This is a genomic window from Jannaschia sp. S6380, from assembly GCF_023015695.1.
Classification (GTDB): domain Bacteria; phylum Pseudomonadota; class Alphaproteobacteria; order Rhodobacterales; family Rhodobacteraceae; genus Jannaschia.
This window is the reverse complement of record NZ_JALKAS010000001.1, coordinates 2,178,004-2,201,571: the sequence shown is the minus strand read 5'-3', so window position 1 is coordinate 2,201,571 and position 23,568 is coordinate 2,178,004. Positions and strand designations below refer to the sequence as shown.

At 67.7% G+C, this 23,568-nt stretch carries 30 protein-coding genes; 16 read left to right on the top strand and 14 right to left on the bottom strand.

Going from position 1 to position 23,568, the window contains the following annotated elements:
- Position 1: 1 nt before the first annotated feature.
- From MWU52_RS11420 to MWU52_RS11375, 10 genes are all read right to left on the bottom strand, one after another.
- Positions 2–2,971 carry a 2-oxoglutarate dehydrogenase E1 component gene (locus tag MWU52_RS11420; RefSeq protein WP_246952121.1) on the bottom strand — a complete coding sequence of 990 codons (2,970 nt, stop codon included), beginning with the start codon at positions 2,969–2,971 and terminating at the stop codon, positions 2–4.
- 4 nt (positions 2,972–2,975) lie between these two features.
- On the bottom strand, positions 2,976–3,479 hold the full coding sequence (locus MWU52_RS11415) for a hypothetical protein (RefSeq protein ID WP_246952119.1): 504 nt from the start codon (positions 3,477–3,479) through the stop codon (positions 2,976–2,978).
- Positions 3,476–3,985: a DUF805 domain-containing protein gene (locus tag MWU52_RS11410; protein WP_281493949.1), complete on the bottom strand. Its 510-nt coding sequence runs from the start codon at positions 3,983–3,985 to the stop codon at positions 3,476–3,478. Before MWU52_RS11410 ends, MWU52_RS11415 begins: the two co-directional genes overlap by 4 nt.
- Before the next feature lie 2 nt (positions 3,986–3,987).
- A complete protein-coding gene (gene sucD / locus MWU52_RS11405) occupies positions 3,988–4,869 on the bottom strand; it encodes a succinate--CoA ligase subunit alpha (RefSeq protein WP_246952115.1) in 882 nt (293 codons plus the stop codon).
- Positions 4,870–4,921: 52 nt separating this feature from the next.
- Positions 4,922–5,494, bottom strand: a complete 573-nt coding sequence (locus tag MWU52_RS11400; protein WP_246952113.1) for a hypothetical protein — start codon at positions 5,492–5,494, stop codon at positions 4,922–4,924.
- Complete coding sequence (locus tag MWU52_RS11395; protein ID WP_246952112.1) at positions 5,491–6,030, bottom strand: succinyl-CoA synthetase subunit beta; 540 nt, start codon at positions 6,028–6,030, stop codon at positions 5,491–5,493. Before MWU52_RS11395 ends, MWU52_RS11400 begins: the two co-directional genes overlap by 4 nt.
- Positions 6,023–6,436, bottom strand: a complete 414-nt coding sequence (locus MWU52_RS11390) for a hypothetical protein (RefSeq protein WP_246952111.1) — start codon at positions 6,434–6,436, stop codon at positions 6,023–6,025. Before MWU52_RS11390 ends, MWU52_RS11395 begins: the two co-directional genes overlap by 8 nt.
- A 4-nt stretch (positions 6,437–6,440) precedes the next feature.
- On the bottom strand, positions 6,441–7,634 hold the full coding sequence (sucC, locus tag MWU52_RS11385; protein ID WP_246952110.1) for an ADP-forming succinate--CoA ligase subunit beta: 1,194 nt from the start codon (positions 7,632–7,634) through the stop codon (positions 6,441–6,443).
- Positions 7,635–7,852: 218 nt separating this feature from the next.
- The gene (gene mdh, locus MWU52_RS11380; protein WP_246952108.1) at positions 7,853–8,815 is read right to left on the bottom strand and encodes a malate dehydrogenase; all 963 of its coding nucleotides are present in this window, start codon (positions 8,813–8,815) and stop codon (positions 7,853–7,855) included.
- 115 nt (positions 8,816–8,930) lie between these two features.
- Positions 8,931–9,263, bottom strand: coding sequence for a hypothetical protein (locus MWU52_RS11375; RefSeq protein WP_246952106.1), 333 nt, complete (start codon positions 9,261–9,263; stop codon positions 8,931–8,933).
- 183 nt (positions 9,264–9,446) lie between these two features.
- On the opposite strand from MWU52_RS11375, the gene MWU52_RS11370 reads away from it, so the two are divergent.
- The 5 genes from MWU52_RS11370 to MWU52_RS11350 are packed head-to-tail and all read left to right on the top strand — an operon-like array spanning position 9,447 to position 12,859.
- A complete protein-coding gene (locus tag MWU52_RS11370) occupies positions 9,447–10,304 on the top strand; it encodes a CoA ester lyase (RefSeq protein ID WP_246952104.1) in 858 nt (285 codons plus the stop codon).
- A gap of 1 nt (position 10,305) precedes the next feature.
- Positions 10,306–10,860: an NnrU family protein gene (locus MWU52_RS11365; protein ID WP_246952103.1), complete on the top strand. Its 555-nt coding sequence runs from the start codon at positions 10,306–10,308 to the stop codon at positions 10,858–10,860.
- Between the two features lie 20 nt (positions 10,861–10,880).
- Positions 10,881–11,087: a DUF1737 domain-containing protein gene (locus tag MWU52_RS11360; protein WP_246952101.1), complete on the top strand. Its 207-nt coding sequence runs from the start codon at positions 10,881–10,883 to the stop codon at positions 11,085–11,087.
- Entirely contained in the window at positions 11,084–12,109 is a 1,026-nt protein-coding gene (locus MWU52_RS11355; protein ID WP_246952099.1) for a MaoC family dehydratase, read from the top strand. Before MWU52_RS11360 ends, MWU52_RS11355 begins: the two co-directional genes overlap by 4 nt.
- Before the next feature lie 51 nt (positions 12,110–12,160).
- A complete protein-coding gene (locus MWU52_RS11350; RefSeq protein ID WP_246952097.1) occupies positions 12,161–12,859 on the top strand; it encodes a DUF4344 domain-containing metallopeptidase in 699 nt (232 codons plus the stop codon).
- Positions 12,860–12,862: 3 nt separating this feature from the next.
- Here the strand turns inward: MWU52_RS11350 and MWU52_RS11345 are convergent, their stop codons facing one another.
- A complete protein-coding gene (locus MWU52_RS11345; protein ID WP_246952096.1) occupies positions 12,863–13,198 on the bottom strand; it encodes a DUF3140 domain-containing protein in 336 nt (111 codons plus the stop codon).
- 82 nt (positions 13,199–13,280) lie between these two features.
- A complete protein-coding gene (locus tag MWU52_RS11340) occupies positions 13,281–14,324 on the bottom strand; it encodes a hypothetical protein (RefSeq protein ID WP_246952094.1) in 1,044 nt (347 codons plus the stop codon).
- 255 nt (positions 14,325–14,579) lie between these two features.
- Between MWU52_RS11340 and sdhC the strand changes: the two genes are divergently transcribed.
- From sdhC to MWU52_RS11295, 9 genes are read left to right on the top strand one after another with little or no spacing between them, the layout of a single operon-like run.
- Positions 14,580–14,963, top strand: coding sequence for a succinate dehydrogenase, cytochrome b556 subunit (gene sdhC, locus MWU52_RS11335; protein WP_246952092.1), 384 nt, complete (start codon positions 14,580–14,582; stop codon positions 14,961–14,963).
- A gap of 10 nt (positions 14,964–14,973) precedes the next feature.
- Positions 14,974–15,360, top strand: a complete 387-nt coding sequence (locus MWU52_RS11330) for a succinate dehydrogenase, hydrophobic membrane anchor protein (protein ID WP_246952090.1) — start codon at positions 14,974–14,976, stop codon at positions 15,358–15,360.
- Positions 15,361–15,376: 16 nt separating this feature from the next.
- Positions 15,377–17,188, top strand: coding sequence for a succinate dehydrogenase flavoprotein subunit (sdhA, locus tag MWU52_RS11325; RefSeq protein WP_246952087.1), 1,812 nt, complete (start codon positions 15,377–15,379; stop codon positions 17,186–17,188).
- Entirely contained in the window at positions 17,188–17,400 is a 213-nt protein-coding gene (locus MWU52_RS11320; RefSeq protein ID WP_246952085.1) for a hypothetical protein, read from the top strand. The genes sdhA and MWU52_RS11320 overlap by 1 nt, the downstream gene beginning before the upstream one ends.
- The gene (locus MWU52_RS11315) at positions 17,397–17,696 is read left to right on the top strand and encodes a hypothetical protein (protein ID WP_246952084.1); all 300 of its coding nucleotides are present in this window, start codon (positions 17,397–17,399) and stop codon (positions 17,694–17,696) included. The genes MWU52_RS11320 and MWU52_RS11315 overlap by 4 nt, the downstream gene beginning before the upstream one ends.
- Before the next feature lie 5 nt (positions 17,697–17,701).
- Positions 17,702–17,908, top strand: coding sequence for a hypothetical protein (locus tag MWU52_RS11310; RefSeq protein WP_246952082.1), 207 nt, complete (start codon positions 17,702–17,704; stop codon positions 17,906–17,908).
- A gap of 1 nt (position 17,909) precedes the next feature.
- The gene (locus MWU52_RS11305; protein ID WP_246952080.1) at positions 17,910–18,701 is read left to right on the top strand and encodes a sulfotransferase domain-containing protein; all 792 of its coding nucleotides are present in this window, start codon (positions 17,910–17,912) and stop codon (positions 18,699–18,701) included.
- On the top strand, positions 18,691–19,005 hold the full coding sequence (locus MWU52_RS11300) for a hypothetical protein (RefSeq protein ID WP_246952078.1): 315 nt from the start codon (positions 18,691–18,693) through the stop codon (positions 19,003–19,005). Before MWU52_RS11305 ends, MWU52_RS11300 begins: the two co-directional genes overlap by 11 nt.
- Positions 19,006–19,014: 9 nt before the next feature.
- A complete protein-coding gene (locus MWU52_RS11295) occupies positions 19,015–19,794 on the top strand; it encodes a succinate dehydrogenase iron-sulfur subunit (RefSeq protein ID WP_246952076.1) in 780 nt (259 codons plus the stop codon).
- A gap of 12 nt (positions 19,795–19,806) precedes the next feature.
- Here MWU52_RS11295 and MWU52_RS11290 read toward each other — a convergent pair whose 3' ends face one another.
- Positions 19,807–19,986, bottom strand: a complete 180-nt coding sequence (locus MWU52_RS11290) for a hypothetical protein (RefSeq protein ID WP_246952074.1) — start codon at positions 19,984–19,986, stop codon at positions 19,807–19,809.
- A 262-nt stretch (positions 19,987–20,248) separates the two neighbouring features.
- On the opposite strand from MWU52_RS11290, the gene MWU52_RS11285 reads away from it, so the two are divergent.
- Both MWU52_RS11285 and creD read left to right on the top strand, forming a co-directional pair.
- On the top strand, positions 20,249–21,415 hold the full coding sequence (locus tag MWU52_RS11285; protein ID WP_246952073.1) for a type III PLP-dependent enzyme: 1,167 nt from the start codon (positions 20,249–20,251) through the stop codon (positions 21,413–21,415).
- Positions 21,416–21,484: 69 nt separating this feature from the next.
- Positions 21,485–22,888: a cell envelope integrity protein CreD gene (creD, locus tag MWU52_RS11280; protein ID WP_246952071.1), complete on the top strand. Its 1,404-nt coding sequence runs from the start codon at positions 21,485–21,487 to the stop codon at positions 22,886–22,888.
- Here creD and deoD read toward each other — a convergent pair.
- On the bottom strand, positions 22,834–23,538 hold the full coding sequence (gene deoD, locus MWU52_RS11275) for a purine-nucleoside phosphorylase (protein WP_246952069.1): 705 nt from the start codon (positions 23,536–23,538) through the stop codon (positions 22,834–22,836). The genes creD and deoD overlap by 55 nt on opposite strands.
- Between the last annotated feature and the right edge of the window lie 30 nt (positions 23,539–23,568).

Genomic DNA, 23,568 nt, shown 5'->3' with positions numbered 1-23,568 from the left:
ATTACTCCGTGCTCAGCGCTTCGTTCACGAGCGCTGCTTGTTGTGACTTGTGCTGGCTGGCGAGGCCCGTGGCCGGAGAGGCGGCCGCCGCGCGCCCGACATAGACGGCCCGCGTATGGGTCGCGCCGATCCGGGTCAGGACCCATTCGATGTTGGGTTCCACGAAGGTCCAGGCGCCCTGATTCTTGGGTTCCTCCTGGCACCAGACGATCTGGGCCTGCTTGAAGCGCCCCAACTCGTTGACCATCGACAGCGCGGGAAACGGGTAGAATTGCTCCAGCCGCAGGATGTAGACGTCGTCGATGCCGCGGGCGTCGCGCTCCTCCAGCAGGTCGTAGTAGACCTTGCCTGAACAGATGACGACGCGCTTGATCTCGTCGTCGGGTACGAGCTTGGTGTCGGAATTGCCCTGCTGGGCGTCGTCCCACAGCACCCGGTGGAAGCTGGACCCGGTGGTGAACTCCTCGGTCGTCGACACGGCCAGCTTGTGGCGCAGCAACGATTTCGGCGTCATCAGGATCAGCGGCTTGCGGAAGTCGCGGTGCAGCTGACGGCGCAGGATGTGGAAATAGTTCGCAGGCGTCGTGCAGTTGGCGACGATCCAGTTGTCGGAGCCGCACATCTGCAGGAACCGCTCCAGCCGCGCCGAGGAATGTTCCGGTCCCTGGCCCTCATAGCCATGCGGCAACAGGCAGACGAGGCCCGACATGCGCAGCCACTTGCTCTCGCCCGAGGAGATGAACTGGTCGAACATGATCTGCGCGCCGTTGGCGAAGTCGCCGAACTGTGCCTCCCACATGGTCAGGGCGTTCGGTTCGGCCAGCGAATAGCCGTATTCGAAGCCGAGGACGGCGTATTCCGACAGGGCGCTGTCGATCACCTCGTACTGGGCCTGGCCTTCGCGAATGTGGTTGAGCGGATAGTAGCGATCCTCGTCCTGCTGGCTGACGAAGGCGGAGTGGCGCTGGCTGAACGTGCCGCGCGTGCTGTCCTGCCCGGCCAGTCGGACTTTGTATCCCTCCGTCAGGAGGGAGCCGAAAGCCAGCGCCTCGGCCGTGGCCCAGTCGAAGCCCTCGCCGGTCTCGAACATCTTGCGCTTGGCATCCAGCAGACGGCCCACGGTCTTGTGCAGCGGGAATCCTTCGGGGGCAGCGGTCAGCGCGCGTCCGACCTCGTCGAACGTGTCGCGGGCGATGGCCGTCTCGCCGCGGACGTAGTCGTCCTCGTTGCGGCGGTCCAGATGCGACCAGCGCCCGTCGAGCCAGTCGGCCTTGTTGGGCTTGTAGTCGCGCCCGGCCTCGAACTCCTCGGCCATGCGCTCCTGGAAGGCGGCCTTCATGTCCTCGATCTCGCCTTCGGGGATCAGGCCGTCCTTGACCAGGCGTTCGGTATAGAGCGACAGCGTCGTCTTGTGACCCTTGATGTGCTTGTACATCATCGGGTTGGTGAACATCGGCTCGTCGCCCTCGTTATGGCCGAAGCGGCGATAGCAGAAGATATCGAGCACGACGTCCTTGCCGAACTTCTGACGGAACTCGGTCGCCACGCGGGCGGCGTGCACGACCGCTTCGGGGTCGTCGCCGTTGACGTGGAAGATGGGCGCCTCAACCACCAGCGCGTTGTCGGTCGGATAGGGGCTGGAGCGCGAGAAATGCGGCGCCGTGGTGAACCCGATCTGGTTGTTCACGACGATATGGATCGTGCCCCCGGTGCGGTGACCGCGCACGCCCGACAGCGCGAAGCACTCGGCCACCACGCCCTGGCCCGCGAAGGCCGCGTCGCCATGCAGCAGGATCGACGCGACCTGCGTGCGGTTGCGGTCGCCCAGCTGATCCTGCTTGGCCCGGGTTTTGCCGAGGACGACCGGATTCACCGCCTCCAGATGCGAGGGGTTCGCCGTCAGCGACAGGTGGACGACGTTGCCGTCGAACTCCCGGTCGGACGACGCGCCGAGGTGATACTTCACGTCGCCCGATCCATCCACGTCCTCGGGCTTGAAGCTGCCGCCCTGGAACTCGTTGAAGATGGCCTTGTAGGGCTTGCCCATCACGTTCGCCAGAACCGACAGCCGGCCGCGATGGGGCATGCCGATGACGATGTCGCGCAGGCCCAGCTGTCCGCCGCGCTTGATGATCTGTTCCATCGCCGGGATCAGCGCCTCGCCGCCGTCGAGGCCGAAACGTTTGGTGCCCATGTACTTGACGTGCAGGTACTTCTCGAAGCCCTCGGCCTCCACCAGCTTGTTGAGGATGGCGCGGCGGCCGTTCTGGGTGAAGGTGATCTCCTTGCCCAGACCCTCGATCCGCTCCTTCAGCCAGGCGGATTGCTCGGGGTCGGAGATGTGCATGTATTGCAGCGCGAAGGTCCCGCAATAGGTGCGCCGCAGGATCGAGACGATCTGGTTGAGCGTCGCCACCTCCAGTCCCAGCACGTTGTCGATGAAGATCGGGCGATCGAGATCTTCCTCCGAGAAGCCGTAGGAACGGGGGTCCAGCTCCGGATGGTCGGTCTGTTCGCGCAGTCCCAGCGGGTCCAGGTCGGCGGCAAGGTGGCCCCGGATGCGGTAGGCGCGGATCAGCATGATCGCGCGGATCGAGTCGAGCACGGCGCGGCGGACCTGCTCGTCGGTGATGGCGGCCCCGGTCTCCTCGGCCTTGGTGCGGATCTTGTCGCCGGCGGCGCGTGCCTCCTTGGGGTCGACGGGCGCGGCCGGCCACTCGCCGGTCAGCGCCGCGGTCAGCTCGCCCTCGGGCATCGGCGGCCAGTCGGCGCGTGCCCAGGACGGCCCCGCCGCCTCGGCCTTCGCATCGGCGGCGTCATCCTCAAGCGCCGCGAAGAACTGCGCCCAGCTTTCGTCGACCGCGGACGGGTCGGCGGCATAGCGGGCATACATCCGTTCGAGATATTCCGCGTTGTGCCCCTGCATGAAGGAAGTGGAGCGGAAGGCGTCGTTGGGAGTCTGGTCGGTCATGGGATCATTCCTCGGGGAGGATGGTGAGCGTTTCGGCGAGCGTCGCGGGCGCGCCCTCTATGCCGCTGGTGTCGATGAGGTCGAGCCCTGCCGGCGCCGGCCCGGCGGAGGCCAGCCGACAGGAGCGTTCGATCCGGCCGGGCGCGGTGCGCGTCTGGGTTATCGTGAGGGCGTCGTCGCCGTTGAGCAGGACGCGAGAAAGAGTCGTGTCGCCGTCGACGCGGGCGAGAAGGCCGGGGACGGCGGCGCGTTGCAGGTCGAGGAGGGTGGCGATCTCCTCGCCGCCGGTATCGGTGCCGACGTAGCGGGTCATCAACGTCCATGCGAGCGCGTCGGTCTGGGCCTGGGTGAAGGTCGCGTCGCGGGGCTGGGTCTGCCAGCCGCCCGCTTCGAGCTGGGCGAGGGCGGCGGCGAAGGTCGGGGCCTGGGTGCAGGCCGCGGGGAGGTCGGCGAGGGCGGGGGTGGCTGCCGTGACGAGAACAACCGTTGCCATAGCGGAGCGGATCATGTCGGCGTCCGCCTGGAGGGAAGCAGGAGATGTGCGGCGGTATTCGTGAAAGCGACGAGCGTACCGATTGCCGTGATCGCCAGCCCAATCCCTATCCCGATCGCTAGCACGAGGATCGGCAACGGAAAAACAACGGCGAGACCCATGGACCAACCGAATATAGCCCCTGTTAACCACGAGAGTGGTGGTACGAGAGCAAGCACGCCGACGACGATCGCAAGTTTCGCCGTTGGAACGAGCGGATCAAGCATCAGAGTACCGCGAAAGCCCGCATCGTGAAGGCGTCTCACCCCTGCCGATGTGACGGGAACATAGAGCAGGGCCACAACGATGGCCGTCCCGATCCAAGCCGAGGGTCCCACCAGGAAGAGATGACAGAAGGCGATCGCAATCACGAGCGTGACCGTCATGATAAGGACGAACCATAGGTACTCCGATCGCGACGAACGACCGGTAAAGTCAAACGTTCTGCGAAGCCCGGTCAGGATTGCCTTGCGCGGTCCCATCCCTAGCCAATCGCCTCCTTCACCGCCTCGCCCAGCGTCGCCGGGCTGTCGGCCACCACGATCCCCGCGGACCGCATCGCCTCGATCTTCGACTCCGCATCGCCCTTGCCGCCCGCGACGATGGCGCCGGCATGGCCCATGCGGCGGCCCGGGGGGGCGGTTCGGCCGGCGATGAAACCGGCGGTGGGCTTCCAGCGGCCGCGCTTCTTCTCGTCGGCAAGGAACTGCGCCGCCTCTTCCTCGGCGGTGCCGCCGATCTCGCCGATCATGATGATCGATTGCGTCTCGTCGTCGGCCAGGAACATCTCGAGGACGTCGATATGCTCGGTGCCCTTGATCGGGTCGCCGCCGATGCCCACCGCCGTCGACTGGCCCAGCCCCAAGTCGGTGGTCTGCTTGACCGCCTCATAGGTAAGCGTGCCCGACCGCGACACCACGCCCACGCTGCCGCGCTTGTGGATATGGCCCGGCATGATGCCGATCTTGCAGGCGTCGGGCGTGATCACGCCGGGGCAGTTCGGCCCGATCAGACGCGTCTTCGATCCGTCCAGCGCGCGCTTGACCTTCATCATGTCGAGGACGGGGATGCCCTCGGTGATGCAGACCACCAGCGGTATCTCTGCGTCGATCGCCTCCAGGATGGAATCCGCGGCGAAGGGCGGCGGGACGTAGATCACCGACGCGTTCGCCCCGGTCTTCGCCACCGCCTCGTGGCAGCTGTCGAAGACCGGCAGGTCCAGATGCGTCTGCCCGCCCTTCCCGGGCGTCACGCCGCCGACCATCTTCGTGCCGTAGGCGATGGCCTGCTCGGTGTGGAACGTACCCTGCGACCCGGTCAGGCCCTGGCAGATCACCTTGGTTTCTTCGTCGATGAGAATGGCCATCGGCCCCTCCGTTGGTCGTGTGATGTCGCGGCCCGCGCGGGGCCGGATCGCCCTAGCGGTGGACGATCAGGATGACGGGATGGTCGAAGGCCGCGCCCTCGCCGGTTTCGGGATTGGTGAAGGTCGTGCGTGCCACGGGCAGCGTGACGGACAGGTTGTCGAAGAAGAAGCCGACGCCGCCATCTACGTTGCGCCCCGCGCCCCGCGGCGCCAGCAGCGTGTCGGAGCCGTCGACCAGCCGTGGCGCCAGGATTTCGCCGGCCAGGCGGTTGGCCCGTTCGGTGCCCACCGCGGGCGAGCCGACGGAACAGCCGTCGCCGCCCACGGCCTGCCGGCGGCCCTGGTCGTCAGTGAAGGTCTGCACCGGGGCGGGGCCGATGCGAACGAAGGTCAGCGTGCCGGGATTGGCGTAGATGGTCGCGTCTCCGTCGCGTTCGCGAACCGGGAAGTTCAGCGCGCGGGCGGCACGGTCCTGTCCGGCGCGGGTCCGGTTGTTCAGGCACACCGCCTCGGCGGCGAAGCGCATCCGTTGCGCGGCGATGTCGGCGACGCCGGGCCCGAAGCCGCCCTGGGTGGCCGGCACGCAGGCGGCGAGGGCCAGCAGCACGGGAAGGAGGCGGATCATTTCAGGGCCTCGCGGCTGGCTTCGGGGGTCAGGCGTTCGACGCGCAGGAATGTCTCGGGGCCGTTCGGGCCCGGGCGGGTTCCGGTGTGAACGACCGCGACGCGCCCCGGGTTCAACGCGCGCGCCGCCAGCAACGTCGTGCCGGGCCGGTGGGCACCGGTATGGGTGGCGGGCAGCGGAGCTTCGGTCGTGATGCCCTCGGCTGCCAGCGCCGCCCGCGCAGTCTCGGCCGCCTGCGCGCCCTGGTCGCCGTCGAAGGTCACTTCGCAGCGACGGTCGGTGCCGGGGGTGGGCATGCCGGCCGCCGGCGAAGGGGCGGGAGCGGAGAATGGGTCGAGGTCGTAGAAGTCGTGGCGAATTTCCGGGCCGGCGAATGCTTCGTTCGCTGCGCGCGCGGTGAGGTGCGGCGAAAGACAGTTGTCGGCGAAGGCCGAAAGCGCCGCTTTCTCCGATGACTCGGCCTGGACCCCGTGTCCCATTGCCGCCAGCGCGGCGGCCAGGCCCAGATAGCGAGATCTTCCGGGCAGATCACCCATGGTCATGGCTCATGTCGATCTCGGCCCGAAACGATCCGTGCCTGCGATCCATGTCGTTGAAGCGCGTGATCCGCCAACCCTTGCCGCGGGTCTCCTTGATCCAGGGGTGGGCACCCGTCTGCGGCCCGCCGGACGGCCCGTCAAGCAATACGACATCCACCTTGCCGCCGAACTCGTCGACCGCTCGGGCGACGTGTTTGCGACGCTTGGTGTGTCCCACCTTGTTCGTCCAATCCGGCGGCGTTCCGTCGAAGCCGAAATCGTAGACCAGATGTGGCTTCGCCGCTTCGCTGAGCTCGCATTTCCATATCGTGATGCAGACGCCGTCCGCGTTCTCGGCGGACCAGTCCGTCTGGTGGTTCGAGAGGGTGTAGCCCAGCGCCTCGAATGCGTCCTTGAACCCCATCTTCCTAGCCCTTCACCGCCTTCACGATCTTCTGCGCGCCGTCCTTCAGGTCGTCGGCGGCAACCACGTCGAGGCCGCTTTCGTTGATGATCGCCTTGCCCTTCTCGACATTCGTGCCTTCCAGCCGGACGACGAGCGGGACCTTCAGGCCGACTTCCTTGACCGCGGCCACCACGCCCTCGGCGATGACGTCGCAGCGCATGATGCCGCCGAAGATGTTCACCAGGATGCCTTTGACGTTCGGGTCCGAAGTGATGATCTTGAACGCCTCGGTCACCTTCTCCTTCGTCGCGCCGCCGCCGACATCGAGGAAGTTCGCCGGTTCCGCGCCATAGAGCTTGATGATGTCCATCGTCGCCATCGCCAAGCCCGCGCCGTTGACCATGCAGCCGATCTCGCCGTCGAGCGCAATGTAGTTCAGGTCGTATTTCGAGGCCGCCAGTTCCTTTGGATCCTCCTCGGTCTCGTCGCGCAGCTCGGCGATGTCCTTGTGGCGGTAGATCGCGTTGCCGTCGAACCCGACCTTGGCGTCCAGCACCTTCAGGTCGCCGCTGTCGGTCACGATCAGCGGATTGATCTCCAGCATCTCCATGTCCTTTTCGGTGAAGGCGGCATAGAGCTTGCCCATCAGGGCGACGCATTGCTTGACCTGCGCGCCTTCCAGCCCCAGCGCGAAGGCGACGCGGCGGCCATGATAGGGCTGGAAGCCGGTGGCGGGATCGACGTCGAAGCTGACGATCTTCTCGGGCGTGCTCGCCGCCACCTCCTCGATATCCATGCCGCCCTCGGTTGAGCAGACGAAGCCGATGCGGCTGGTCTGCCGATCGACAAGCAAGGCGAGATACAGCTCGCGCGCGATATCGGAGCCGTCCTCGATATAGACGCGGTTGACCTGCTTGCCCGCGGGGCCGGTCTGATGGGTGACCAGCGTGCGGCCCAGCATCCGCTTGGCCTCGTCGGCGGCCTCCTCAACGGACTTGGCCAGGCGCACGCCGCCCTTTTCGCCCGCGTCGGCCTCCTTGAAGGACCCCTTGCCGCGGCCACCGGCATGGATCTGCGCCTTGACCACCCAGAGCGGGCCGTCGAGCTGGTTGGCCGCGTCCTTGGCATCGGCCGCGCGCGTCACCGCGACGCCGTCGCTGACCGGGGCGCCGTAGTCACGCAGAAGGGCCTTGGCCTGATATTCGTGGATGTTCATGGGTCGCGCCCCGCTTCGGTTCGTTATGGATCGCCCTCGGGCTTGGCATGACGACAGGCGGGTTGGGAACAGGAAATGCCCGGATTTGAACGATTGAAACAGGAAATCAAGGCGGTGTGATCACGCTTTCACGCGGCGTGATCACATTATGCGGGCATCCACCCCCGCATGAGGGTGTCGCGTCCCGCCGAGAGGGGCGGGGCGCGATGTCCGGGGCATCAGCCGAGCGAGCTGTCGATGCTGCGGCAGGCTTCGACCAGACCTTTCACGGCGTCGACGGACTTGTCGAACATGCCCTGCTCGTCGCGGTTCAGCTTGATGTCGACGATCCGCTCGACGCCGCCTGCGCCGATGACCGTCGGCACGCCGACATACATGCCCTTGAGGCCCAGCGCGCCGTCGACCCAGGCCGCGGCCGGCAGCAGCCGACGCTGATCCTTCAGATAGGCCTCGGCCATCTCGATCGCCGAGGAGGCCGGGGCATAGAACGCGCTACCGGTCTTGAGCAGGCCCACGATCTCGGCACCGCCGTCGCGGGTGCGCTGGACGATGGCGTCGAGGTTTTCCTGGCTGGTCCAGCCCATCTCGACTAGGTCGGGCAGGGGAATGCCGCCGACGGTCGAATAGCGCGTGAGCGGCACCATCGTGTCGCCATGCCCGCCCAGTACGAAGGCCGAAACGTCGCGCATCGACACCTCGAACTCCTCGGCCAGGAAGTGGCGGAAACGCGCGCTGTCCAGGACGCCGGCCATGCCCACGACCTTCTGGTGCGGCAAGCCGGAGAACTCGCGCAGCGCCCAGACCATCGCGTCGAGCGGGTTGGTGATGCAGATGACGAAGGCGTCGGGGGCATTGTCGCGGATCCCCTCGCCCACGGCCTTCATGACCTTGAGGTTGATCCCCAGCAGGTCGTCGCGGCTCATGCCGGGCTTGCGGGGGACGCCGGCGGTGACGATGCAGACGTCGGCCCCGGCGATGTCGGAATAGTCGTTGGTGCCCTTCAGCTTGACATCGAACTTCTCGACCGGTCCGCTCTCGGCGATGTCGAGCGCCTTGCCCTGCGGAATGCCCTCGCTGATGTCGAAGAGGACGACGTCCCCCAGTTCCTTGATGGCGGCGAGGTGGGCGAGCGTGCCGCCGATCTGTCCTGCGCCGATGAGGGCGATCTTGGGTCGGGCCATTTCCGTCTCCGATATGTCCGTCGGTTGTCCTCGCCGGGGGTATCGCGGGCGCAGGGCCGGGCGCAAGGGGCAGGCGGGGATGGCGTCGGCAGGCGGTTCGATGCGGCGTCGGCCCTCAGGTCCGAACCTCGACCGACCCGGCCGCATCGGCCAACGACGCGTCCCAGGCGCGGCCCGAGGCCAGAAGACACATCCGGCCATCGGACGCGGTCACGGCCATCGTCCAGGTTCCCGTGGCGTCGGAGGCGAAGAGCTCCACCATCTGTCCATCGCCACGCGGGCGCGTGCCCCGGCGCGTCTCTCCGAACTGGCGGGCGAGACGCTCGACGATGCCCCCGCGCGGCCCGCAGGCGTCATCGGCCCCGGCAACTGCCGGAAGCGTGACGAGGCAGGCCCCGGCAATCGCGGCAAGCGTGGCGAAGCGGATCGAGTTCGGGGTCAAGGACACGGTCCTCCGGTGGTTGGAATTTCTCGGAACCTCCTGACGTCGAAATCCGAAGAATTGGTTAACGCTGCCCGGCCCCCCTGCCGCATCGCAGCAGGTGCCGCCGCAACATAGATGCGTCATCCGCCGTTCCGCTTGCCATCCGTTGCGCGGCATGCTTGCAAGCGGCCAGACTGGAGGACCCCGATGCATTCCGCCGACCGCCCCTTTCGATCCGTCCTCTATATCCCCGGCTCCAAGCCGCGCGCGCTGGCGAAGGCGGCGACCCTTCCGGTGGATGCGATCATCTTCGACCTGGAAGACGCGGTCGCGCCCGACGAGAAGGCAGAGGCCCGCGAGACGCTGGCCGAGACCCTGCGACATGCCGAGTACGGACCGCGCTTCCGCATCGTGCGGATCAACGGTGCCGACACGACCTGGGGCGCGGATGATCTGGCGGCCATCGCGCCGCTGGCGCCCGACGCGATCCTGCTGCCCAAGGTGAACGGGCCCGACGACATCGCCGCCGCCGCGAGCGCCGTGTCGGACAACACGCAGATCTGGGCGATGATGGAGACGCCGCAGGGCATCCTCGACGCCGCGCGCATCGCACACGCCCCGGGAACGGGCGGACTGGTGCTGGGCACGAACGATCTGGCCAAGGACCTCGGCTGCCGCGACCGCGCCGACCGGCTGCCGCTGATGACGGCGCTGCAGACCTGCCTGCTGGCGGCGCGGGCGGCCGGCATCCCCTGCATCGACGGGGTGTTCAACGCCTTTAAGGATGCGGACGGTTTGCGCGCGGAATGCGAGCAGGGCCGCGACCTGGGGATGGACGGCAAGACCCTGATCCACCCCGCACAGGTCGAAATCGCGAACGCCGTGTTCGCCCCCACCCCCGAGGAAGTCGACCTGGCCCGCCGCCGCATCGCCGCATACGACGCCGCGGTGGCCGAAGGGCAGGGCGTCGCCGTGCTGGACGGGCGCATCGTCGAGAACCTGCATGTGGACAGCGCCCGCCGGGTGCTGGCAAGGATGGACGCGATCGCGGCGCTGGAGGGCTGAGATGGGATATCTGCTGATCGTGCTGGGCATCGCGCTCTGGTCGGGCGCACATTTCTTCAAGCGCGCGGCCCCCGACATCCGCGCCCGGATGGGCGATGCGGGCAAGGGGTTGGTAACGGGTCTGCTGCTGCTGTCGATCCTGGTGATGATCTTCGGATACCGATGGGCACCCTACGACCCGGTCTGGGCGTTCGGGGCCTGGGTCTATCCGGTCAACAACCTGGCGGTGCTGGGGGCGTTCTACCTGTTCGCGGCCAGTGGTGCCAAGACGCGGGTGACGCGGGTGGTTCGCCATCCGCAGTTGACCGCCGTGATCGTCTGGGCCGCGGCCCATCTGTTGGCAAACGGCGATGTCGCGTCGATCCTGCTGTTCGGCGGCCTGCTGGTCTGGGCCATGGCCGAGATCGTGGTGCTGAACCGGGTCCAGCCCGCCTGGACCCCGGCCCATCCGCCGCCGATCCGCAAGGAGATCACGGCCGTCGTCGCGTCGGTCGCGCTGTTCGTCGTCGTGTTCCTGATCCATGGCTGGATCGGGCCGTCGCCGGCCGGCATCTGACACCCGAACCGGAGGAACCGATGACCACGCTCTATCGTCTGCTGACCGCCGAGGACACGTCCGCCTTCTGCCACAAGGTGTCGGAGGCGCTGGCCAGGGGTTGGGTCCTGCATGGCTCGCCCGCCTATGCCTGGGACCATGCGGCGGGCGTGATGCGTTGCGCGCAGGCCGTGACCAAGGATGTCGATGCCGACTACGCCCCCGACATGAAGCTGGGCGCACAGTGAGCAAGACGAACCCCGGCCGCTTCTTCGAGGACTACCGCCTGGGCGAGACGATCCGCCATGCCGTGCCGCGCACCATCGCCGAGGGGGAGCGCGCGCTCTATGCCGCGCTCTATCCGCAGCGGTTCGCAGTGCAGTCCTCGGACGCCTTCGCGTTGGATTGCGGGCTGGACGGCAGCCCGATGGACGACCTCGCGGTGTTCCACACCGTGTTCGGCAAGACCGTTCCGGACATCTCGCTGAACGCGGTGGCCAATCTGGGCTATGCCGAGGGGCGTTTCCTGCGGTCGGTCTGGCCGGGCGACACGCTGCGCGCCGAGTCCGAGGTGATCGGGCTGAAGCAGAACTCCAACGGCAGATCGGGCGTCGTCTGGGTGCGCACGACCGGGCTGAACCAGACGGGCGACCCGGTGCTGAGCTATGTCCGCTGGGTCATGGTCCGCAAGCGGGACATCGACGCCCCCGCGCCCGAAACGGTGATCCCCGGTCTCGGCGATGCCGTGCCCGCCGATGCGCTCTGCGTGCCCGAGGGCCTGGATTTCGACGGCTACGATTTCACATTGGCCGGCGAGCCGCACCGGGTGTCGGACTATGCCATCGGCGAGCGTATCGACCACGTCGACGCCGTCACCGTCGAGGAGGCCGAGCACATGCTGGCCACCCGTCTGTGGCAGAACACGGCCAAGGTGCATTTCGACGCCACCCATCGCGCCGACGGCCGCCGCCTGATCTATGGCGGTCACATCATCAGCCTGGCGCGCGCGCTGTCGTTCAACGGGCTGGCCAACGCGCAGTTCGTCGCGGCGATAAATGCCGGCGCGCATGCCAACCCGTGTTTTGCCGGCGACACCGTGCGCGCCTGGTCCGAGGTGCTGGACGTGGCCCGGCTCCGCGACGGGATCGGGGCGCTGCGGCTGCGCACGGTTGCGACCCGGGGCGCGGCCTTCGCGCTGCGTGATGACGCCGGTGCCTATCTGCCGGACGTCCTGCTGGACCTCGACTACTGGGTGCTGATGCCCGGGTGACCCGCCGCCGGGCGGCCTTGCCAGCCCTGCCCGCACCGGGTCAGATGGGGCATGCTTCGCCTCGCGACCCTGCTCATCGCCTGTCTCGCCGCCTCGCCGGCGGCGGCGGAGTTCGTGTTGAACAACCTGCGCATGACCCTCTATCACGAAATGGGGCACGCGGTGATCGATCAGGCGGATGTTCCCTTGATGAGCACCGAGGAGACGGCGGCGGACGGGTTCGCACTGCTCTTGGCCGATCGGCTTCATTCCGACGCGGAGATGGACCGGATCATCCGCGACGTGACGCTCCTGGGGCGCGACGAGGCGGCGGCCGAGATCTTCGACCCCTGGGCCGAGTACATGCCCGGTGCGCAACGCACGGCCCGGGCGATCTGCCTGTGGTACGGGCTGGCCCCGGCCCATCGGGGCGATCTGGCCCGCGCCCTCGGCATGCCCCCGTTCGTGGCACGGACCTGCGCGGCGAGCGCGCGCAGCCTGCGGCGGGCCTGGGCGCCGGTCCTGGAACGATTGAAGCCGAGTGAGGCCGATTCGGCCACGCTGCGTGTCCGGGGCGCCGGCAAGGCGCTGCACCTGTTGGCGCCGGATATCGACCGCCTCAACCGAATGATTGCCCTGCCGCGTCGGACCCCGTTGACGGTCGAGGCCTGTGGCGAGGACAACGCCTTCTACTACCACTACGACGACCGCATGGTGATCTGCGACGAGATGGTCGACGCCCTGATGCGGGGCGCCCGCGCGCGTCGCTGAGCGTCAGTCCTTCTTGGGGTCGTGGCCCCAGTTCATCAGCGAATAGCGCCAGTCCGAATGTTCCATGTCGTCATCCGGGCCGCCCTGCGCCTTGTGGCGCTTGATGTAGCCCACGACCTTCGCCATGTGGTCCCAGTCATCGTCGCTCAGGTCGTCCTTGTTGGTGCGCTTGATCTCGATGATGCGCTCGCCGGACTTGTGACCCTTCGACTCGCCGTCGCCGGAATCCGCGCCGACCGACTTGCTCTCCTCGGTCTCGAGCCAGTCCTCCAGCTCCTTCGGGGCCATGTTGACCAGGTCGCCCCACTCCTCCCAGATCTGATCGTGTGATTTCGACATGCGGGATTCCTTTCGACGGACCGGGTGAAGATTTCGTGTCCGGGCGGGACGGGACCGCCCGGACCGATGTGGCGATGCCCGGTCAGGCCCGGGCGGGACGTCCGGCGGCGGCCCCGGCCACGGCGGCGCCCAGCCCGATCAGCGAGGCCAGCGCGGCCAGCCAGGCGGCGGTCGCGACGGCGTCGGCGGCCGCATCCGCGGCGTCCACGGCGGCCTGCTGCGCCTCGTCGATCGCGGCCGCGGCCTCCTGTTGCAGCTCCTCGGCGCGGGTCTGGACATAGGTGACGTATTCCTCGGCCTGCGCGGCGCTCAGCCCGAACCGGTCCTCCATCACCGCGATGGCCTCGGCCCGGTCTTCCTCGCCCAGCACGCCGCCGCGGCCGAACACCTGTTCGACGAACTGGTCCGCCTCCTGCATGGCATCGGTCGGATTGGACAGGATGTCCTGTGCGGTCGAACTCGCCTGACGGCGGATGCGGGCCTGCTCCTGCTGCGAGATGACGGCGCGGAACGCCTCGCGCGCCTCGGCGCGGAAGTTCTCGGGCGTGATGCCGTTCTCGCGTAGGGTCTGCTGCACGCCCTCGGGCAGATCGTCGAGCGAGATGGAGCCGAGCGACAGATCCGGCAGCGAGAAGTCGTCGGGGATCGCCGCGCGCGCCGCCGATGCCGTCCCGCTTGCCAGCGACGTCACCGCCGAGCCCGCGACGTTGACGATGCCCATCGTGGCTTGCGTGGCCAGCCAGACCGCGGCCAGCGTCGTCAGCGCCCAGACGGTCGCGCCGTGCAGCATCGTCCCGGTGGAATGCAGCACGCCGGCCAGGCGTCCGGCCGTGAAGCCCCCAGCGCCCAGCGCGATCAACTGGCTCAGGAACTGCCAGATGGCGGTGGTGGTCAGGCTGCCGTTCATCGGCGTGGCCTCGTCGGCCTCGAAGATGGACAGGCCCAGGCCGATTCCCACGAGGCTGAGCAGGACGAACACGCCGAGCGCGACGACCGTCCCGGCAAGGATCGCCCCCCAGGAGGCACGCCCGCGACTGTCGTAGAGCCGTTCGATCCCGTCATGGGTCAGGTCGCGGGCATGGGCGACGGCCTCCTGGCGGCTGTCATGTCTTACGTGGTCGATCATCGTGTTCTCCGGATCTCGCGTGGCGAGGACGTTCGTGCGGTCCTTCGATGAGGTGAACCCGTGATTTTCCCATGGGTTCCGCGATCCCGCACGCGGTGCGCCCCGCGCCGGCCCTTGCGAGGGCACGGGGCGCGACACGCCGTGGCGGGTCCTGCGAAGGTAGGGGAGGCGGCGCGCTGCGACCCCGCGACCCCGTGACACCGCCGTCAAAACCGCTAGAACCCTTCCGGAACGCCGAGAGAAGAAGGACGCCGCATGGCCGACGTGAACCGGGGGGACCGCCCCCTCAGCCCGCATCTGCAGGTCTATCGACCGCAGCTCACCTCCATCACCTCGATCCTGACGCGGATCTCCGGCAACGCGCTGGTGGTGGCGGGCCTGATGGTGACGTGGTGGTTCGTGGCCGCCGCCGCCGGGCCCGACGCGTTCGCGACCGCAGATGCGGTGCTGACCTCCTGGTTCGGCAAGCTGGTGTTCCTCGGCTCGATCTGGGCGTTGTGGTATCACACGCTGGCCGGCATCCGGCACCTGATCTGGGACACCGGCCACGGCCTCGACATCGGAACGGCCGAAAAGCTCGGCTGGGCCTGCATCGGCGGCTCGATCCTGCTGACGGTCCTGACCGTCATCCTGCTGTAGGGGGCGACAGATGAAATCCGCCGCACAGACTTTCCTGACCGACCGTAAGCGTGTCGACCTCTACGGCTCGGCCCATACCGGCACCGCGCAGCACTGGCGGGTGACGATCTCCTCGGTGGCGCTGGTCATCCTCGTCCCGCTTTTTGTGTTTACCTTCGGCGCCGCCCTGGGCGAGCCCTGGCCCGAGGTCGTGGCCTATTACTCCCGGCCCTTCCCGGCGATCGTGGCCGCGCTGACGCTGGCCGTCGGCTGGTGGCACTTCGCCAAGGGCGTCCATGTCCTGATCACCGACTATTCGCGCGGGATGACCCGCAAGGTCCTGATCGTCGTCACGCATATCATCAGCTACGCCGCGGCGGCCGCCTGTCTCTACGCGCTCGCCCGCCTGGCCCTGTAAGCTTCGGAGAACCGCTATGGCTGCCTATGAATACGAGACTCACGAATACGACGTCGTCGTGGTCGGCGCCGGCGGGGCAGGCCTGCGCGCGACCCTCGGAATGGCCGAACAGGGGTTGCGCACGGCCTGCGTGACGAAGGTGTTTCCGACCCGCTCGCACACGGTCGCCGCACAGGGCGGCATCGCCGCCAGCCTGGGGAACATGGGCCCCGACAGCTGGCAATGGCATATGTACGACACCGTCAAGGGTTCGGACTGGCTGGGCGATACGGATGCGATGGAATACCTCGCCCGCGAGGCACCCAAGGCGGTCTACGAACTCGAACATTACGGCGTGCCGTTCAGCCGGACCGAGGAGGGCAAGATCTATCAACGCCCCTTCGGCGGCCACACGACCGAGTTCGGCGAGGGCCCGCCGGTACAGCGCACCTGTGCCGCAGCCGATCGCACCGGCCATGCGATCCTGCACACGCTCTACGGCCAGTCGCTGAAGCAGCAAGCCCAGTTCTTCATCGAATACTTCGCCATCGACCTCATCATGTCCGAAGACGGCGTGTGTCAGGGCGTGCTTTGCTGGAAGCTCGACGACGGCACGCTGCACCTGTTCAGCGCCAAGATGACGGTGCTGGCGACGGGTGGCTACGGCCGCGCCTACTTCTCGGCCACGTCCGCCCATACCTGCACCGGCGACGGCAACGGCATGGTGGCCCGCGCGGGCCTGCCGCTGCAGGACATGGAATTCGTGCAGTTCCACCCGACCGGCATCTACGGCGCCGGCTGCCTGATCACCGAAGGCGCGCGGGGCGAGGGCGGCTACTTGACCAATTCCGAGGGCGAGCGGTTCATGGAACGCTACGCCCCCACCTACAAGGACCTGGCCAGCCGCGACGTCGTCAGCCGCTGCATGACGATGGAGATCCGCGAAGGCCGCGGCGTCGGCAAGGACGGCGACCACATCCACCTCAATCTCAGCCACTTGCCGCCCGAGACGCTGGCCCTGCGCCTGCCTGGCATCTCCGAGAGCGCGCGTATCTTTTCGGGCGTCGACGTCACGAAGGAGCCGGTGCCCGTCCTGCCGACGGTGCATTACAACATGGGCGGCATCCCGACGAATTACTGGGGCGAGGTGTTGGCGCCGAAGCCCGGCGACGACGACCACGTGGCGCCGGGCCTGATGGCCGTGGGCGAGGCGGGTTGCGCATCGGTGCACGGGGCCAACCGCCTCGGCTCCAACTCGCTGATCGACCTCGTGGTGTTCGGTCGCGCCGCGGCCATCCGCGCGGGCGAGATCGTGGATCCCGACGCCGCCGTGCCCAGCCCCAACATGCGCTCCGTCGAGATGGCGCTCGCCCGGTTCGACGGGCTGCGCCATGCGCGCGGCCAGGTCGCCACGGCGGAGCTGCGCCTCGAGATGCAGAAGACGATGCAAGACGACGCCGCCGTCTTCCGCACCTCCGAGACGCTGGCCCAGGGCAAGGAGAAGATGGAGGGGATCGCCGGCAAGCTCGACGACCTGCAGGTGACCGACAACACGCTGATCTGGAACTCCGACCTGATGGAGACGCTGGAGCTGGCGAACCTTATGCCGAACGCCGTCGCCACCGTCGTCGCCGCCGAGGCCCGCAGGGAAAGCCGCGGCGCGCATGCGCATGAGGACTTCCCCGACCGTGATGACGAGAACTGGCGCAAGCATTCGCTGACCTGGTTCAAGGGCGATGCGATGACGGCCGATCTGGGTTATCGCGGCGTGCACATGAACCCGCTGACCAGCCATAACGACGGCGGCATCGACCTCAAGAAGATCGCACCGAAGGCGCGCGTCTACTGATGATCGGGGGCCGTGCGATCCTGCGATGGGCCGGCGGTGCCGCGACGCTCGCGGCGCTGGCGACCTGCGTGCCCGCGGGGCCCGAGGCGCGCCGCGCGGCCTATCTGGATTGCGCGCGCGACCAGGGCGTGACCGTTCGGGACGGGACCATCGTCAGCCGGTCCGCGGCCGATCTGCGCCGGCTCGACGCGTGTGAGGCGCTGCCGCGATGATCCGCCGGCTCGCCCTCCTGCCGCTGTTGGCGGCCTGCGACCCCTCGCCGATGACGCCCGACCGGGCCGCGCGCGCCTGCCAGGCCGAGGTGCGGCAGGCCGACGGCATCTCGGGCAATGTCGGGGCGGGCGTTTCGAATGACGGTCCGGTTGCGACCGGCAACATCACGATCACGAACCGCGTTCTGAACCCGCAGGCGCCCGAGGATTTCCTGGCCGATTGCATCGCGCGGCGGACCGCGGGTCGCCCGGCGCCCACCACCTTCGGAATATCGCTCGGGGACTCGCGCCGATGAAGGCGGTGGCGACATGCCTCTCGCTCGTCCTCCTGACGGGCTGCCAGCCCGGCGGGCGCGCCTTGGTCGCCGGTGAAGGGGTCACGCCGGGGCTCGCCTCCTGCCTCGCATCGATCGGCAGGCCGGACGTGGCCGCCGACCCCGATGCCCCCATGAGCGAGGCCGAGATCGCCGGACTCCTCGCCTGCACCTCCGACCGGGCGAGTCGCTGACATGGAATTGATCGCGCCGCGTATCTTCTGCATCGGGACGCATCACAAGACCGGCACGCTGTGGATGCGCGCCGTGTTCCGGCAATTGGCCGACGTGATCGGCGTGGCCCTTTACCCGGCCTTCGCCAGGTCGGGCCTGCACCTCGTGCCCGACCGCGACCGGGCCTTCCTGGTCAGCTGGTCCTCGGCCTTCCAGCCGGCGCTGCACGACCGCCCCGACGCGCGCTTCCTGCACCTGATCCGCGATCCACGCGACGTGCTTCTGTCGGGCATGCGGTACCATCTGACCACCACGCGGGCGGAGGAGGCATTCCTGCACGAACCCCGCGACGATCTGGACGGCCGGACATATCAACAGCATCTGCGGGCGCTGGACGGTCCCGAGGAACGCCTGATGTTCGAGATGTCCGGCAAGCATGCCGGCACCCTGGCCGAGATGCTGGCTTGGCCCTACGACCGGCCGAACACGATCGAGGCGCGTTACGAGACGCTGATCGCCGATACCGACGGCCGGACCTTCCGGGAACATCTGCGCGACCTCGGCCTGACCGAGCCCGAGGTTGAGGAGGGCGCGCGCGCCTTCTGGCGCAATGCCCTGTTCGGCGGCTTGGCGAAGGCGGACGACCCCGCACGGAGAGGACACGTCACGGATGGCGCCCCGTCGCAATGGCGTCGGCTGCTGCCGCGTTCCGTGGCGCGGGCCTATGCCGAACGCCACGGCGATGCGCTGGTATCGTTGGGTTATGAGAGCCACCCGACCGCCTGGCTGAAGGAGATCCGCGATGCGGCCTGAACCCCTGGCCCTTACCCTGGCGCTTGCCGCGTGCAACACGCCGTTGGCCGACGAGGTCGCGCGCGGCGCGGCAAAGGCGGCGGTGAACCCCATCATCGCGCAGCGGTTCCCCGGTGTCCCGCTGGAGCCCGCGACGAACTGCATCATCGACAACGCCACCGCGTCCGAGATCGTGACCCTCGCCACGTCCGCCGGCGGCGCATCCGATGCCGCCACCCGGATCGTGCTGGACATCGCCGGCCGTCCCGCCACCATAGACTGCATCGCGACGACAGGTCTGCCGGTGCTGCTGAACACCCTCTAGGAGGACCCCATGGTTCAATTCACCCTGCCGAAGAACTCCAAGATCACCGTGGGCAAGACCTGGCCCAAACCGGAGGGGGCGAATAACCTGCGCAAGTTCCAGATCTACCGCTGGAACCCCGAAGACGGAAAGAACCCGCGGCTCGACACCTACTGGGTCGACCTCGACACCTGCGGCCCGATGATCCTGGACGGTCTCATCAAGATCAAGAACGAGATCGACCCGACGCTGACCTTCCGCCGCTCCTGCCGCGAGGGGATCTGCGGATCTTGCGCGATGAACATCGACGGGGTGAACACGCTGGCCTGCACCTGGGGCATCGACGAGGTTCGCGGCGACGTGAAGATCTACCCGCTGCCGCACATGCCGGTCATCAAGGACCTGATACCGGACCTGACGCATTTCTATGCGCAGCATGCCAGCGTCATGCCCTGGCTCGAAACGAAGTCGAACACGCCGGCCAAGGAATGGCGCCAGTCGATCGCCGATCGCGAAAAGCTCGACGGCCTCTACGAATGCATCATGTGCGCGTCCTGCTCGACCGCCTGCCCGAGCTATTGGTGGAACGGCGACCGCTACCTCGGCCCCGCGGCGCTGCTGCATGCCTATCGGTGGATCATCGATTCGCGTGACGAGGCGACAGGCGAGCGGCTGGACGATCTGGAGGATCCATTCAAGCTCTATCGCTGCCACACGATCATGAACTGCGCCAAGACCTGCCCCAAGGGCCTGAACCCGGCGCGCGCGATCCAGAACATCAAGAAGATGATGGTCGAGCGGCAGCTCTGAGTGCCGAAGGCGTCAGTCGGAGGCCGCGACCTCGACGCCGCCCTGCGGGACGGTGCCGTCGCCGTCGATGTCGTCATCCGTCGTGGCCTCGATCTCGCTGAGGGTGTCGACGCGGTCGTTGCCGCCGGCCACGCAACCGGCCGTGAGGGCGATCAGGGGCAGGGCGGTGAGCATCTTGAGGGGCAGGGACATCGGCTATCTCCGTTCTTGGCTATCGTCTCGACAACCGGGCGGGAGCCGTCGAAGTTCCCTGACGCATCCGATCGGCGGCGATTTCGCAAGATTCCATCTTGACCGACTCGTCGATTGGCCCCATGTGGCCGCGCATAGACGCCAACGCACGCGCCTCTGGCACGGCTCACGCACGGTTACGTAGCGACGGTAACGTCTCCCTTGGAACTGAGCGGTCTTCGCCGGGACATCCGGTATGGCCGGGTCTGATCGGAGATGACCCATGAACGCAGTAACCGGCCTCGGCCGTCCGGAATTCGTCACGCCGTCCCGCGTCGAGTCCTATATCGCGAACCACGACTTCGCCCATCCGACGTTGGTGATCGACGTCGACGCGGTCGAGCGTCAGTTCCGTGCCCTGTCGTCCGGTCTGGGCCGCGCGCATGTCCACTATGCCGTCAAGGCGAACCCGCATCCTGCCATCATCGAGCGCCTGGTCCGGCTCGGCTCCGGCTTCGACGCGGCTTCGCGCGGCGAGATCGAGTTGGTGCTGGGCCAGGGTGCGGACGTCGATCAGGTCTCCTTCGGCAACACCATCAAGAAGGCGTCCGATATCCGTTTCGCGCATCAGGCCGGCGTGACCCTCTTCGCCGCCGATGCCGAGGAGGAGCTGGTCAAGATCGCCGAGAACGCGCCGGGTGCGCGCGTCTATATCCGCGTAATCGTCGACAACCCCGAGGCCGACTGGCCGCTGTCGCGCAAGTTCGGTTGCGCCAGCGACAAAGTGCTGAACCTGCTGTCGCTGACCCGCGAACTTGGCCTCGTCCCGCATGGCCTGTCCTTCCACGTCGGCAGCCAGACCCGCGAGGCGCGGATGTGGACCGGCACGCTGGATCAGGTGGCTGCGATCTGGCACCGCGCCCGGGACGCGGGCTTCGACCTGCAGCTTCTGAACATCGGCGGTGGCTTCCCGGCCTACTACGGCGAGGCGATCCAGCATCCGACGGTCTATGCCGCATCGGTGATGGACCTGATCGCCGACCGTTTCGGCGACGTGCCGCAGATTATGGCCGAACCGGGCCGTGGCCTGGTCGCCGAATGCGGGGCCATCGCCGCCGAGGTGCTGCTGGTGTCGCGCAAGTCGGAGCTGGACCTGCACCGGTGGGTCTATCTCGACATCGGCCGCTTCTCGGGCCTGGCCGAGACCGAGGGCGAGGCGATCCGCTATCAGATCGGCACGCCGCGCGACGGCGAGGAGACGGGCGCCTGCGTTCTGGCCGGCCCGTCCTGCGACAGCGCCGACGTGCTCTACGAGAAGCGCCCGATCCAGCTGCCGCTTTCGCTGCGGGCCGGCGACAAGATCGTGATCCGCAATTGCGGGGCCTACACCTCGACCTATTCCTCGGTCGGGTTCAACGGCTTCCCGCCGCTGGACTGCGTCGTCATCTGACCCTGCGTCACCTCTAGGAGATCGCCTGCGAAACTGGCACCCTTCCGTCCAAAGCGGGGGGGTGTGTTCATGCGGTCTGCCGGGTTCCGGTTTCTTGTCGTCGGTCTGCTGACGTTGCTGATGTTCGTCCCGCTCTTCTTCGCGGGCAGCATCGTGCAGGAGCGGAACTTCCATGCCGAACAGACCCGGCTGAGTGTCGGACGCGAATGGGGCGGGCCGCAGACACTGACCGGACCCTATCTGGTAATTCCCGTCGAGGGCGACGTCACGCGGCAGGAGCGACGGCAGAGGACCGATCCGGCGACGGGCGAGATCACGGTGGAGACCGTCACCCTGCGCGAACGGGGGCGCGTCTCGTCTGTCCTGCTGCTGCCCGACATGCTGCGCCTCGGGGCGGACACGCGGACGGATATACGTCGGCGCGGCATATTCGAGGTTCCGGTCTATTCCGCCGATATCGATATCGAGATGCGGTTCGACCTGTCGCGCGTCGAGGATGCGCTGCGATCGGGGGAGCGTCTGCTGCCCGCGGCGGCCGTTCTGCGTCTGGGTCTGACGGGCAATGCCGGCCTGCGCGGCGAGGCGCGGGTGGCCGGCCCGGACGGCGCGCTCGAGCTCGAACCCTATGGCGATGCCGGCGCGGGCGGCATCCAGGGGGCGACCGGTGCGCTGACCGGCACGGCCGACTTCACCATCGCGCTACAGCTGAACGGCGCGCAGGAGATCCTCGTCGTGCCCGTGGGCCGGGACAATGATGTCACCATGTCGGGAGATTGGCCCGATCCGGGGTTCACCGGGGCGTTCCTGCCGGACGCGCACGAGGTCGGGCCCGAGGGGTTCGCTGCCCGTTGGTCGGTCCCGCATCTGGCGCGGACCTTGCCGCAGGTGTCGCGCGGCGACGGCCTCGTGGACGCCAACTCGGCCTTCGGCACCGCGTTCGTGCAGGTCAACGACTTCTACCAGAAGGCCTGGCGGGCTGCGCGTTACGGCATCCTGTTCATCGCGTTGACATTCCTGACGGTCCTGCTGCTCGATCGGAAGGACCGGCCGACGCATCCGGTGCAGTACATCCTGATCGGCTTGGCGCAGTCGGTCTTCATCCTGCTGATGGTCGGCTATGCCGAACAGGTCGGTTTCACGCCCGCCTATGTCGGATCGGCGGCGGCCACGATCGGCCTGCTGACGCTGTTCGGATGGATCGGGCTGAAGCTGGGGACGCGGACCTGGGTGCTGGGGGCGTTGCTGGTCGTGCTCTACGCTGTGCTCTACCTGATCCTGCGCTCGACCGACCTGGCTTTGCTGGCCGGGGCGACGCTGGCCTTCGCGGCGCTGACCCTGACCATCATCCTGACCCGGAACGAGGATTGGTACGGCCCCGACGGCCCGGGGCGGGGGTTTCGCCGCCGCCCGCAGCCGTCTCAGGCGAAGGCCGCCTCCAGCGCGATCTCGACCATGTCGCCGAAGGACGACTGACGGTCCGACGCCGGCAGCGCCTCATGCGTCAGCAGGTGATCGCTGACGGTAAGGACGGCCAGCGCGCGGCATTTGTGGCGGGCGGCGAGGATATAAAGTTCCGCCGCCTCCATCTCGACGCCGAGGACGCCATGACGCGTGAGCTGCTCGTTCAGGTCCGGCCGCTCGTCGTAGAACACGTCCGACGAATAGATCCCGCCCACATGCACCTTCGACCCCTTGCCTTCGGCCGCGCGATGCGCCGCCGACAGAAGGTCCCAATCGGCGCAGGGCGCGAAGTTCAGGTCCCGCAATATCCCGCGCGAGGGGGTCGAGATCGACGTCGCCGTCATGGCCAGGATCACGTCGCGGATGCCGACATGCTCCTGCATCGCGCCGCAGGACCCGATCCGGATCAGGGTCTTCGCCCCGTATTGCGCGATCATCTCGTTGGCATAGATCGACAGCGACGGCATCCCCATGCCCGACCCGTGGATCGTCACCCGGTTGCCGCGCCAGGTGCCGGTGAACCCCAGCATCCCGCGCACGTCGTTCACCAGTTCCGGTGCCTCGAGGAACGTCTCGGCCGCCCATTTCGCGCGCAGCGGATCGCCGGGCAGCAGGACGGTTTCGGCAATCTGGCCCTTTTCGGCGCGGATATGGGGGGTCATGGACGGCTCCGGAAATGAAAAAAGGGGCGT